Origin of the sequence: Pseudomonas sp. BNK-15 (assembly GCF_047456105.1) — a bacterium.
GTDB classification, from domain to species: domain Bacteria; phylum Pseudomonadota; class Gammaproteobacteria; order Pseudomonadales; family Pseudomonadaceae; genus Aquipseudomonas; species Aquipseudomonas putida_E.
Window position 1 is genome coordinate 1,593,644 of sequence record NZ_CP179898.1, and the last position, 12,858, is coordinate 1,606,501.

The following is a 12,858-nucleotide window of genomic DNA, read 5'->3' on the forward strand; positions in this document are numbered from 1 at the left end:
ACACTCAGGTATCCAGTTGTACCAGTGATCTGCAACAAGGATGAAGACGCGGTGGGGCAGGCAAGCCCGTCCCCACAGCGTTCAAGGTGGCTCTTACTGTTCGGCGATGGTCCGAACGATCGCGTCCACCGTGGCGTCGATCTGCGCCTGGGTACGCTCCAGGGTCTGCTGATGTTCCTTCTGCAGTTCAACCTGCTTGGAACACAGATTCAGGGCGGCCAGCACCAGCAGCTTGTCGCCGATCAGGGTCGGGTACGAACGTTTGGTTTCGGCAAGGGCGGTGTTGAGCATGCGTACCGCCTGCGCCAGGGTTTCTTCCTGGCCTTCGGGCGCCTTGATCGAATAGTCGTTGCCGAGGATCGACACGACATTGACCGGCTGCGCTTGCAGTCTCATGCGCCGACGACACCTGCACTGGCGCGCTCAACCAACGCCTGGATGCGCGCGGCGGTGGCGCCTTGCTTCTCTTCCTGCTCCATCAACGACAGTTGCAGGGTTTCGTTCTCTTCCTTGGCCTGGGCCAGTTCCTGGCCAAGGGTGGTGTTCTGCTCGGTGAGTTGAGCGTTTTTCTGCATCAGGTCGCTGACCAGTTGCTCGAGTTGATTCAGGGAGGCTTCCAGCATGGGGTCTATCTCGGGTTGTTGCAAAGGGCGCACACGATAAAGAAAAGTGTGAGCCATCGCCATTAAATATCGGATTCTCAAGGTTTCTAACCCGCAGATTGACAGGGTATCGGGCCCCTTGTTCCGACCTGGGTCAACCGCCGGTCAGGTAAATGGATAGCTGGCTCAGAACTTTCGCCGTTCACGCTCAAGACTGGCCGGTCACGACCGATAGCCAGGCAAGTCATATTTCGTCGCATGGAACGCGTCCACTTCTCTGTCTGGATTCCTCCTTCCATGTCCCTACGCAACATGAATATCGCCCCGCGCGCCTTGCTCGGGTTCGCCCTGATCGGCTTGCTCATGCTCGGCCTTGGTGTCTTCTCGCTCATGCAGATGGGCAACATCCGCCAGGCGGGCCTTGCCATCGAAAACATCAGCGTGCCCAGTATCAAGACCCTGGACGAACTGACCTCGCTCAACCTGCGCCTGCGCACCCTCTCCTACCGCTTGCTGCTCAACCGCGAGCCGGAAGTCCAGCGCGACACCTTCAACCTGCTGGACCAGCGCAACGCCGAGATCGACCGTGCTCGCCAGGCCTACCTGCCACTGATCAGCGCGGCTGACGAACAGGCCGCCTTCGACCAGTACACCGAACTGCTCAACCAGTACCGCCAACTGGAAGCACGCATGCGCAGCATGAGCCAGGCCAACCGCACCGACGAACTGCGTGGCCTGCTCAACCGCGACCTGTTGGCCAACTCCGAGCAGATCAACAAAGTCATGAACACCTTGGTGCGCATCAACACAGAACAGACGCGCGCAACCAACGAAACCGCTGCCAATCAGTATGCCGCGGCCTTCGCGTTGGTGATCGGCCTGCTGATTGCCGCAGCCGTGCTGACCTTCCTCTGCGCGTTGCTGCTAACCCGCAGCATCGTCAAGCCCATCGACGAAGCCCTCAAAGCCGCCGAGCAGATTGCCGACGGTGACCTGACCCATACCATCCGCGCCGAAGGCACCGATGAGGCCGCGCGCCTGCTGCGCGCGATGGCGCGCATGCAGGAAAAATTGCGCGACACCCTGCAGCTGATTGCTGGCTCCGCTACCCAGCTGGCGTCGGCCGCAGAAGAGCTGAACGCCGTTACCGACGAGAGCGCGCGTGGCCTGCAACAGCAGAACAACGAAATCGAGCAGGCCGCCACGGCGGTGACCGAAATGACCAGCGCCGTCGAGGAAGTGGCACGTAACGCGGTAAGCACCTCAGAAGCCTCCAGCGAAGCCAGCCGCTCGACCGGCGACGGCCGTGACCTGGTGCTGGAAACCGTGGGTGCCATCGAGCGGATGAGCGGTGATGTGCAGGCTACCGCCAAACTGATCACCCACCTGGCCGAACAGTCGCGCGACATCGGCAAGGTACTGGATGTCATCCGTGGCTTGGCCGACCAGACCAACCTGCTGGCGCTCAACGCCGCGATCGAGGCAGCCCGCGCGGGTGAAGCAGGCCGTGGCTTTGCCGTGGTGGCAGACGAGGTGCGCGCACTGGCCCACCGCACCCAGCAGTCGACCAGCGAAATCGAACGGATGATCGGCAGCATCCAAGGCGGCACCGAACAGGCGGTCGAATCGATGCGCACCAGCACCGAACGCGCCGAGTCGACGCTGAACATCGCCAAGGGTGCCGGCATGGCGCTGGACACCATTGCCGGGGCAGTGGCGCAGATCAATGAACGCAACCTGGTAATCGCCAGCGCGGCGGAAGAACAGGCCCAAGTGGCGCGCGAAGTGGACCGCAACCTGGTGAATATCAATGACCTGTCGGTGCAGAGCGCAACCGGCGCGCACCAGACCAGCGCAGCGAGTGCAGAGCTGTCGCGCCTGGCTGTGGATTTGAATGGGCTGGTGGCACGTTTTCGTACCTGAAATCGCCGGGGCCGCTTTGCGGCCCAATCGCCGGCAAGCCGGCTCCCACAAAGATCTGTGCCAGCTGTGCCATTGACAGCAGCGCTGCCGAACCTTGTGGGAGCCGGCTTGCCGGCGATTGGGCTGCAAGGCAGCCCCAGCAGTTTCCGGATCAGTAATCGATCCGCACATCCCCTTTCGGTACGCTGCAGCAAGACAGAATGTAGCCCTCGGCCTCGTCTTCTTCGGTAATCCCGCCGTTGTGCTCCATCTCCACTTCCCCGCCCAGCTTGAGCACCTTGCACGTCCCGCAAATGCCCATGCCGCAGGCTTTGGGAATCATCAGCCCAACCTTGGCCGCCGCCGCATGCACGGTCTCGCCCGGGGCAACCCGGATGCTCTTGTCGCTGCCGATGAACTCCACCAGGTTGAGCTCGGACACGTCCACTTCCGGCGCATCGGCCGCCTGCTCGGCATGCTCCACGGCATCGGCCTTGGCCTCTGCCGGCGTCGCGCCGAACGACTCCTCGTGGTAGTTCTTCATGTCAAAGCCGACAGCCTCGAGCATGCGCTTGACCGCGGTCATGTATGGCGTCGGGCCGCAGCAGAACACCGTGCGCTCCATGTAGTCAGGCGCGATCAACTCCATCAGCCGCTGGTTCAGATAGCCGCGATAACCCGCCCAAGGCTCACCCAGGCCGTGCTTCTCGCAAATGATGTGCAGGCTGAAGTTGGGGATGCGTGACGCCATCTGCTCCAGTTCGCGGTGGTAGATGATGTCTTTGGGCGAGCGGGCGCTGTGCACGAAGACCATGTCGACATTGGCGTTGGTGTCGTAGAACCAGCGCGCCATGGACATCACCGGCGTGATACCGACACCGCCGGAGAGGTACAGCACCTTGCCCGCCGGGAAGTCGATGGCGTTGAACAGCCCCACAGGGCCATGCACCGGCACTTCAAAGCCCTCGTGCATGGTGTCGTGCAGGTAGTTGGACACATGCCCGCCTGGCACCCGCTTGACCGTGATCGAGAAGCTGTAGGGCACCGACGGCGAACTGGAGATGGTATAGGAACGCATCACCGGCTTGCCTTCGATCTCCAGCTCCAGGGTGACGAACTGCCCAGGCTTGAAGAAGAACATGATCGGCTGGTCGGCCATGAAGCAGAAGGTGCGCACGTCCCAGGTCTCCTGGATGACCTTGACGCAGCGCACGATGTGGCGGCCATTGGCCCAGGTCTGGGTGGTGACCGGATTGAGGAAAGTATCGGACATGTTCATCTCCAGCGGCCGACAATTGGCCCTTTTCATGGCTGCGATAATGCGCAAGCTGAAGGCGCCGCACATTCCTGCCTGCGACATCGGCGTGCTTATCGCGACCAGCCCCGTGCTACAAGGGCTGGGGCGTCGTAATTCAAATCGGCCATGTCGCCCATGGATACGGTTCGCGGCGTCTTCGGACGCACACTCCACGGCAAAAGAACCTGCTGTTTTTTGACAGATGCTCTTGCGGCACCACAACAACGATTAGCCACCTTTTGCCGGCCGCATACGGCCCCGAGGATTACACGATGGACGTCACCGCAACCCTGAGCCTGGGCGATCCACTGGAACCTGCACGCAAGGCCACCGCCGAGATGCTGCAGACCCGCGAGCGCACCTACTCGCTGCCCCAGCCGTTCTACACCGACGAGCGTCTGTTCCAGATCGACATGCAGGAGATCTTCCACAAGGAATGGCTGATTGCCGGCATGACGTGCGAAATCCCGGCCAAGGGCAACTACATCACCCTGCAGATCGGCAAGAACCCGATCATCGTGGTGCGCGGTAGCGAAGGTAAGGTGCATGCCTTCCACAACGTCTGCCGCCATCGCGGCTCGCGCCTGTGCGTCAGCGAGAAAGGCAAAGTGGCGAAGCTGGTCTGCCATTACCACCAGTGGACGTATGAACTGGACGGCCGCCTGCTGTTCGCAGGTACTGAAATGGGCGCCGACTTCGACATGAAGGAATACGGCCTGAAACCTGTGAACGTAAAGGTCGCCGGTGGCTACATCTTCATCAGCCTGGCGGAAAACCCACCTGCTATCGACGAGTTCCTGGCCACCCTGGACCACTACATGGAACCGTATGACATGGAGAACACCAAGGTGGCAGTGCAAACCACCTTGATGGAAAAGGCCAACTGGAAGCTGGTGCTGGAAAACAACCGCGAGTGCTACCACTGCTCCGGCTCACACCCGGAGCTGCTGCAAACCCTGCTGGAGTGGGACGACACCAACGACCCGCGCGCCAGCCAGGAATTCAAGGACCACGTGGCCGCCTCCGCCGCCGCCTGGGAAGCCGAGAAGATCCCGTACCTGCACAAGAGCCATGGCCTGCGTAACCGCATCGTGCGCATGCCGCTGCTAAAGGGCACCGTATCGATGACCATGGACGGCAAGCAGGCCTGCCAGAAGCTGATGGGCCGTATCAAGAACCCGGACCTGGGCTCGATGCGCATCCTGCACCTGCCGCACTCGTGGAACCACTGCATGGGCGACCACATGATCGTCTTCACCGTGTGGCCGATCAGCGCCCAGGAGACCATGGTCACCACCAAGTGGCTGGTGCACAAGGATGCCGTCGAAGGTGTCGATTACGACCCTGAACGTATGCGCAAGGTGTGGGATGCCACCAATGACCAGGACCGCCGTTTGGCGGAAGAGAACCAGCGGGGCATCAACTCCACGGCTTACCAGCCAGGGCCGTACTCGAAGACCTATGAGTTTGGTGTGGTGAACTTCATCGATTGGTACAGCCAGCGCGTGCTGGAAAACCTTGGTGCAGAGCCGGCTGCGTACCTCAAGGAAGTGCAGGCTCAGTAAGTAGCCGTCCACCTTCGGCCAGTGGCGCCCGCCACTGGCTCAAGCCCCGCTCTACGATTGCCTTATGGCGTTTGCAGGCTCGAGACTTAACCTCGGAGCCGAAGACCTCGGGCTTGCTGAACCTGCCCGGTTGGGTTCGATCCGCACAGGGGTGATGGGATAACGCTCCCACGACCTGGCCTGGGCCAACGCCCACACCTCTTTGACCGATGTGCCCAGCGATATGACGGTCAGGGTCGCCAACGCCCATGTCTGCCAGTCTTCTCCTGGCTCCACGGTTCGGCTGATGCCCAGGGTAATGCCTGCAACGGCACTGACACCACTTATCCCTGTGAGCGCCCAATCGACCGATGACGGCGGTGATGTATGACTTTCCACGGTGCCATAGGTCATAACGCCACCACGGCTGGCAGGATAGGATCCCGTTGCTTGATGCATATGGCGGGTTCGCCACATCGATCGCAGCCGTAGACCACTGGTGAACGCACCCGCAAGGTTGGAAAGGATGCTCAGGATGGGAAACAGATAGTCTGCGGCCTCCTGCCCCGTCGGATCGCGATGGTTGATCGGGTCCCCAAGGCAATAAGCGTAAGCATTTAGCCCACCCCGAGCGAATGGGCTGAGTCGGTCAGGCGAACCAAAGCGCATCAGTGCCGGGCTAAAGGCACGGTGCCCGTTACCCAGCAGGTAGCAGCCACTGGCGTGATCAAGGTGGGCGTCTGAAAACCCCAACCAAGCGCCATCATCCGGCCTGAACCCGCCATAGGGGGTATAGCGTCGATACAGGGTATGCCCGCTGCGCAGCACGGTGCGCTGGAGATCAGTTGCCAGCAGTGTGGTCGTGCCCATGGCAACGCTCCAGACCATTTGTGCCCTAACGTTAACAAGGGCTGTATGGAACGTTAACTGGCAGAAATGACAGTTACAGCTGGACCGGAGCGAAGCTCAGCCTCGTCAGATCATTTTTTGATCAAAACCCTGCAAGCCTTTGAAAGCAATGGCTGTAGCACTTACCAAACAACTTGCCCACAGGTTGACTAACAGACATTGTGGGCAAGTCATAGGGATATTGATAACTGCTGTGGATAACAGAGCAAAACCTTAGGGGCCGTGGTGTTTAGACCCAGGTTTGCAGTAATTGGCGATTATTTGATCATATCCTTCAAGACGGCGTCCTTGCTGGCTTGCAGCGTTTGACAAACACTTTATCCACACCTTGGCGAACAGATTCCGTGGGTAACCTCAGCGCAATACGCCCTCCTCCACCAGCAACTTGAGAATCGCCTCGGCGCCCTCTTGTGGAGAAACGTCTTTCAAGACCTTACCGCCACCACCACTGGCCTTGGCCGTCGCGGCCTTCATCCGGTCGGCGCCGCTTTTGGCCTTGATCACCTTCAGGCGCTTGGGCCTTGGGCGGGCTGGTTGCAACTGCGCTTCGCCCAGCAGTTCATCCTCGACGATGGCGACATTGCGCGCCGCCAACACACCGCGCCGGGCCGGACCGAACGCGCTCTGCCGCGGTTTGGCCGCCGCGTTATCCACAGTTGCCAGCAACGGAAGACGTACCTTCAGCCTGCGCCGCTGCCCACGGGGCAGCGCCTGCAGGACCTGAGCGGTGCCGTTGTCGATCGATTCCACTTCGGCCAGGCCGACTATCAGCGGCCAACCCAGTTTCTCGGCCAGCAGGAACGGCAACATGCCCGAACCCTCGCCGGTTTCAGCCTGGCTACCCGTTAGCACAAGCTGCGCACCGGCATCACGCAGGTAATCCCCAAGCACGTTCAGCACATCGGCTCCTGCGGGCTGCTCTAGCACATCGAGGTGGTCCAGGCCCATGCCCAGGTAAGCACGCAATGCCTCTTCATGCGGGTCGCCAGCATGCACCACCTGCAAGTTATCCCCAGCCAGCTGCAAGCCCAGCTCCACCGCACGGGCATCCTGCTCGGCGCGGCGGGCGCGGCCGGAGCTCGGGTGGGCACCGACGGAAACCAGGCTGATGACTTTAGTACTCATGCTCATGCCCCTATGCTGCGTCGCGCTGGCCGCCGCTGCGGAAGTTGTCCACAGCCTCGATCAAAGCCTTCAGAATCGCCGAGCTGTCGCCAATCACCGACAGGTCGGCCCGTTTGATCATGTCGCAGCCCGGGTCCATGTTGATCGCCACCACTTTGTCGCAGGCACCGATGCCTTGCAGGTGCTGGATCGCACCAGAGATACCCACAGCCACATAGACCCGTGCGGTAACCCAGGTGCCGGTTGCGCCCACCTGGCGGTTACGCGGCATGAAGCCATCGTCCACCGCCACCCGCGAAGCACCCTCGGTTGCCCCCAGGGCAGCAGTCGCCTGGTGGTAGAGGTCCCAATCCTTGACGCCGTTGCCCCCCGAGACGATGAATTCGGCCTCGGCCATGGCGATGGTCGCCGGGTCGACGGCCACCGAACCAAGGTCCTCGATGCGTGGCAGGCTGCGCACCACGCCTGTGGACAACTCCACCGGCAATGCTTCGTGCCGGGTTTCGCTGACCGGTTCGGCGCATTCGGCGGCGCCCAGGATCAGGCGCGGCACCGCGCGTTGCAGGTCCTGCTGACCCGCACCAGCACGGCCGATGCACTGGCCGTCCTTGACCTGCCAGACGCGCGTTGCCGGGCGTTCGCCCAAGGCCGCAGCCCAGCGCCGGCCCAGTTCGCCACCGCCGGTGCGGCTATCGGGCAACAACCAATGGCGTGGCGTGAACTGGTTATCCACAGCGCGCAGGCCCTGCACCCGTTGCTCCGGTGCATAACCTTCGAACTGTTCGCCGTCGATGACCAGCAAGCGGTCGACACCCGCTGTGGAAAACTTGCTTTCCTTGTGCTCACCAAACACCACGGCCAATACCGCGCCGTCACTGCCGGCCAGGCTGTGGGCGAGGCCGAGCAGGTCACGGTCATGGCTACTGAGGCGGCCGCCCACCATGTCGGGCACCACGGCGATGTAGAACGCAGGCGCTGGCACCTGATGCAGCGGCAATTGCACTTCGGCCGCCGCGCTACGCCGCCCGCCGCCAGCGGTGCCCTGTTGAGCACCGCTACGGTCGATGCGCTTGAGGCCATTGGGGCCGATGAAACCGGCGGCAATGGCATGCGGGTTCTTGCGCATCAGGCCATTGGGCCCCAGCCAGCGGGTTTGTTGCGTCTGCAGCGCCGCATGCAGCGGATGCAGGCGGTTACGGGCGATCCACTCGGCGCGTGGGTCGCGGCGGATGATGTCGCTCATCAGTGCACCTCCGCAGGTTCACGTTCTACCGTTGGCGACTTTGGGGCCGCGGGCGTTTCCTCTTCGATCAGCACATCGGCTACCAACTCGGCGAGGTCCTTGATCTGTGGGCGCGGTTCGACCACCCCTTCGAGCATCGCAGTGCACTGCGGGCATCCCACCGCCACCAGCTCGGCCTGGGTCTGGCGAATGTCATCCATGCGCATGTCGGGGATACGTTGCTTGCCCGGGATGTCGGTGATCGGCGCACCTCCGCCACCGCCGCAGCAGCGGGAACGGAACCCCGAGCGCTGCATTTCGCGCACTTCGATGCCCAGCGCCTTCAACACTTGCCGCGGGGCCTCGTATTCGCCGTTGTAGCGGCCCAGGTAGCACGGGTCGTGATAGGTGACGCTGCCGCCCTTGTGCTGCCCGAGGTTGAGCTTGCTGGCTGCGATCAGTTCGGCGATGTAGGTGCTGTGGTGCTGCACCTGGTAGTCGCCGCCCAACGCGCCGTATTCGTTCTTCAGCACATGGAAGCTGTGCGGGTCGCAAGTGACGATGCGCTGGAACTTGTACTTGGCCAGGGTCTGGATATTGCGTTTGGCCAACTGCTGGAAGGTCGCTTCGTCACCCAGGCGGCGCGCCACATCGCCGCTGTCACGCTCTTCCAGGCCGAGCACGGCGAAGTCCACGCCCGAGGCCTTGAGTACTTTGACGAACGACCGCAGGGTGCGCTGGTTGCGCATGTCGAACGCGCCGTCACCGACCCAGAACAGCACTTCGGTGTTTTTCACGTCAGACAGCAGGTTCAGGTTAAGGTCAGCGGCCCAGTTCATCCGCCCGCCTGGAGCAAAGCCGCCCGGGTTGTCGGTCGCGATCAGGTTATCCAGCACCTCGGCGCCCTTGTTCGGGGTCGCGCCCTTTTCTAGGGTGAGGTGGCGGCGCATGTCGACGATGGCATCGACATGCTCGATCATCATCGGGCATTCCTCGACGCAGGCACGGCAGGTGGTGCACGACCACAGTGTTTCGGCGTCGACCAGGCCGTTGACGATCGGTTGGTGTGGATTACCGCCGTGTTCGCCGATCGGCTTGCCAGGGTACGGGCTGCCGGCGAACTTGGCATCGGTGCCACCGGCCAGGCCGATGACCATGTCCTGAATGAGTTTTTTCGGGTTCAGCGGCTGGCCCGCAGCGAACGCCGGGCACACCGCCTCACATTTGCCGCACTGCACGCAGGCGTCGAAGCCCAACAGCTGGTTCCAGGTGAAGTCCACCGGCTTTTCCACCCCCAGCGGGGCGTTCGGGTCTTCCAGGTCCAGCGGTTTCAGGCCGGTTGAACGGCCACCGCCGAAGCGTTCGGCGCGGCGGTGCCAGGCCAGGTGCAGGGCCCCGGCGAAGGCATGTTTCATCGGGCCGCCCCAGGTCATGCCGAAGAACAGCTCCGACACGCCCCACAGCACGCCCAGGCCAAGTACCGCGACCATCACCCAGCCGCCGGTGTTGGCGGGCAGGATGCCGGCCACCGGCAAGGTGGCGATGAAGAAGCTTGCGGCGAACACCAGCAGGCTTTTCGGCAGGCGCATCCATGGGCCTTTGGACAGGCGCGATGGCGGGTTGAGCCGGCGCTTGAAGACGAAGATGGCACCGGTGAACATGATTACAGTCGCCACCAGCAAGGCGTAGCCAAGGATCTTGCTCTGCAGGCCGAAGCCGTGCACCAGGATTGCCAGCACCGCCGACAGTACAAAGCCGCCCGCAGTGGCCACGTGGGTCTTGGACATGTACTTGTCGCGCTCGACCACGTGGTGCAGGTCCACCAGGTAGCGCCGCGGCATGGCCAGCAGGCCGCCGATCAGGTCGACGTGGGAGGCTCGGCCACGCCGCCACATGCGCACCCGGCGCAGGGCGCCGAGCACCGCCAGGCCAAGGGCAGCGAACAGCAGGATGGGTAACAGGGTGTTCAACATGGGGGGCTCCCACAACAGCTGGATTCTTGCGCTGCCCCGAAGGCCAGCGCGGACCCCATGTAGGAGCGGCCTTGTGTCGCGAAAGGGTCGCGAAGCGGCCCCAAAATCTATAGTGCTGTGAAGATCTTGGGGCCGCTTCGCGACCCTTTCGCGACACAAGGCCGCTCCTACACGGGGGGCCGGTCCCGCCCCTAGAGAGGCGGTGCGATCAGAAGTCCTTGCACAGGCGCAAGGCGTCGTAGATCGCCGCATGTACGTTGCGCTGGGCCACGCAGTCGCCGATGCGGTACAGCAGGTAGCCTTCGCCCGGCTGGCTGAGGATCGGCTGTGGCTTGATGGCGAACAGCGCCTCCACGTCGATCTGGCCCTTGTTGCGCGAGCCTTCCTTGAGCGCGTAGTACAGCGCTTCGTCAGGGCGCACACCGTTCTCGACCACCACCTGGTCGACCACGCGCTCTTCCTTGGCGCCGGTGTATTCGTTCTCCAGCACCGCCACCAGCTTCTCGCCTTCGCGGTAGACCTTTTCCAGCATCATGTCGCCGGTCATGATCACTTCTTTGGGGTACATGCTGCGGTAATAGGTCGGGAAGCTGGTACCGCCCATGGCAACGCCCGGCTTGATGTCGTCGGTGACGATTTCGACCTGGCTGCCCTTGTCGGCGATGAAGTCGGCTACCGACATGCCGGTGAATTCGCAGATGGTGTCGTACACCAGCACGTTCTTGCCCGGCGCGACCTTGCCGTCGAGCACGTCCCAGCTGCTGACCACCAAGCCTTCGGCAGCGCCCCAGTGCTCGTTCTGTTCCAGGAACGAGTGCCCGCCTACTGCCAGCACGATGACGTCCGGGCGCAGGTCTTCAATGGTCGCCACGTCAGCGGCAGTACCCAGGCGCAGGTCGACCTTCAGGCGTGCCAGCTCCAGCTGGTACCAGCGGGTGATACCGGCAATCTGGTCACGCTGCGGCGCCTTGGCGGCGATGGTGATCTGCCCGCCGATCTGGTCCTTCTTCTCGAACAGGGTCACGTCGTGGCCGCGTTCGGCAGCAACGCGCGCCGCTTCCATGCCGGCAGGGCCAGCACCGACCACCACCACCTTGCGCTTGACGCCGGTGGTCTTCTCGATGATGTGCGGCACGCCCATGTATTCACGGGAGGTCGCGGCGTTCTGGATGCACAGCACATCAAGGCCCTGGTACTGGCGGTCGATGCAATAGTTGGCACCGACACACTGCTTGATCTGGTCGATCTGGCCCATCTTGATCTTGGCGATCAGGTGCGGGTCGGCGATGTGCGCACGGGTCATGCCGACCATGTCCACGTAGCCGCCTTCGAGGATACGCGTGGCCTGGTTCGGGTCTTTGATGTTCTGCGCGTGCAGCACCGGGACCTTGACCACTTCCTTGATGCCGGCTGCCAGGTGCAGGAACGGCTCTGGCGGGTAGCTCATGTTGGGAATGACGTTGGCCAGGGTGTTGTGGGTATCGCAACCCGAGCCGACCACGCCGATGAAGTCGATCATGCCGGTAGCATCGTAGTAGGCGGCGATCTGCTTCATGTCCTCGTGGCTGAGGCCATCGGGGTGGAACTCGTCACCACAGATACGCATGCCCACGCAGAAGTCGTCGCCGACTTCGGCGCGCACCGCCTTGAGCACTTCCATGCCGAACTTCATGCGGCCTTCGAAGGTGCCGCCCCACTCGTCAGTACGTTTGTTGACCCGCGGGCTCCAGAACTGGTCGATCATGTGCTGGTGCACAGCCGAAAGCTCGACACCGTCCAGGCCGCCCTCTTTTGCGCGCCGCGCAGCCTGCGCGTAATTGCCGATCACCCGCCAGATCTCCTCCACCTCGATGGTCTTGCAGGTGGCGCGGTGCACGGGTTCACGGATGCCGGAAGGCGACATCAGGGTCGGCCAGTTGAAACCGTCCCAGCGCGAGCGGCGGCCCATGTGAGTAATCTGGATCATGATCTTGGCGCCATGCTTGTGCATGGCGTCGGCCAGGTTCTGGAAGTGCGGGATGATGCGGTCGGTCGACAGGTTGACCGACGACCACCATTCCTGCGGGCTGTCGATGGCCACCACGGACGAGCCGCCGCAGATCGCCAGGCCGATGCCACCCTTGGCCTTCTCTTCGTAGTACTTCACATAGCGGTCGGTGGTCATGCCGCCGTCAGTGGCGTAGACCTCGGCGTGCGCGGTGCTGAGCACGCGGTTGCGGATGGTCAGTTTGCCGATCTGGATCGGCTGGAACATTGCTTCGAATGCCATGACGCTATCTCCGGC

At 62.5% G+C, this 12,858-nt stretch carries 10 protein-coding genes and 1 pseudogene; 3 read left to right on the top strand and 8 right to left on the bottom strand.

What is annotated here, in order from left to right; genetic code table 11:
• Positions 1–93 precede the first annotated feature (93 nt).
• Positions 94–396, bottom strand: a complete 303-nt coding sequence (locus ACMGF5_RS07255; protein WP_012316646.1) for a cell division protein ZapA — start codon at positions 394–396, stop codon at positions 94–96.
• A complete protein-coding gene (locus ACMGF5_RS07260; RefSeq protein WP_039604122.1) occupies positions 393–623 on the bottom strand; it encodes a hypothetical protein in 231 nt (76 codons plus the stop codon). Before ACMGF5_RS07260 ends, ACMGF5_RS07255 begins: the two co-directional genes overlap by 4 nt.
• 291 nt (positions 624–914) lie before the next feature.
• On the opposite strand from ACMGF5_RS07260, the pseudogene ACMGF5_RS07265 reads away from it, so the two are divergent.
• Together ACMGF5_RS07265 and ACMGF5_RS07270 are read left to right on the top strand one after the other, a co-directional pair.
• Positions 915–1,670: pseudogene (locus ACMGF5_RS07265) on the top strand (MCP four helix bundle domain-containing protein); the annotation flags it as partial.
• Complete coding sequence (locus ACMGF5_RS07270; protein ID WP_414157848.1) at positions 1,662–2,525, top strand: methyl-accepting chemotaxis protein; 864 nt, start codon at positions 1,662–1,664, stop codon at positions 2,523–2,525. The pseudogene ACMGF5_RS07265 and the gene ACMGF5_RS07270, both read left to right, overlap by 9 nt.
• Before the next feature lie 151 nt (positions 2,526–2,676).
• On the opposite strand, the gene gbcB is transcribed toward ACMGF5_RS07270, so the two are convergent.
• Entirely contained in the window at positions 2,677–3,777 is a 1,101-nt protein-coding gene (gbcB, locus tag ACMGF5_RS07275) for a glycine-betaine demethylase subunit GbcB (RefSeq protein ID WP_046787600.1), read from the bottom strand.
• Between the two features lie 296 nt (positions 3,778–4,073).
• Here gbcB and gbcA point away from each other — a divergent pair, with 296 nt between their 5' ends.
• Positions 4,074–5,366, top strand: coding sequence for a glycine-betaine demethylase subunit GbcA (gene gbcA, locus ACMGF5_RS07280; RefSeq protein ID WP_012316650.1), 1,293 nt, complete (start codon positions 4,074–4,076; stop codon positions 5,364–5,366).
• Positions 5,367–5,417: 51 nt separating this feature from the next.
• Here gbcA and ACMGF5_RS07285 read toward each other — a convergent pair whose 3' ends face one another.
• From ACMGF5_RS07285 to dgcA, 5 genes are all read right to left on the bottom strand, one after another.
• Entirely contained in the window at positions 5,418–6,215 is a 798-nt protein-coding gene (locus tag ACMGF5_RS07285; protein WP_231386158.1) for an RHS repeat-associated core domain-containing protein, read from the bottom strand.
• A 393-nt stretch (positions 6,216–6,608) separates the two neighbouring features.
• Positions 6,609–7,379: an electron transfer flavoprotein subunit beta gene (locus tag ACMGF5_RS07290; protein ID WP_204919116.1), complete on the bottom strand. Its 771-nt coding sequence runs from the start codon at positions 7,377–7,379 to the stop codon at positions 6,609–6,611.
• Between the two features lie 10 nt (positions 7,380–7,389).
• Positions 7,390–8,622 (bottom strand): electron transfer flavoprotein subunit alpha/FixB family protein, encoded by a 1,233-nt coding sequence (locus ACMGF5_RS07295; RefSeq protein WP_125925146.1) that lies wholly within the window; start codon positions 8,620–8,622, stop codon positions 7,390–7,392.
• On the bottom strand, positions 8,622–10,574 hold the full coding sequence (dgcB, locus tag ACMGF5_RS07300; protein WP_414157676.1) for a dimethylglycine demethylation protein DgcB: 1,953 nt from the start codon (positions 10,572–10,574) through the stop codon (positions 8,622–8,624). Before dgcB ends, ACMGF5_RS07295 begins: the two co-directional genes overlap by 1 nt.
• A gap of 208 nt (positions 10,575–10,782) precedes the next feature.
• On the bottom strand, positions 10,783–12,843 hold the full coding sequence (dgcA, locus tag ACMGF5_RS07305; RefSeq protein ID WP_115273088.1) for a dimethylglycine demethylation protein DgcA: 2,061 nt from the start codon (positions 12,841–12,843) through the stop codon (positions 10,783–10,785).
• Between the last annotated feature and the right edge of the window lie 15 nt (positions 12,844–12,858).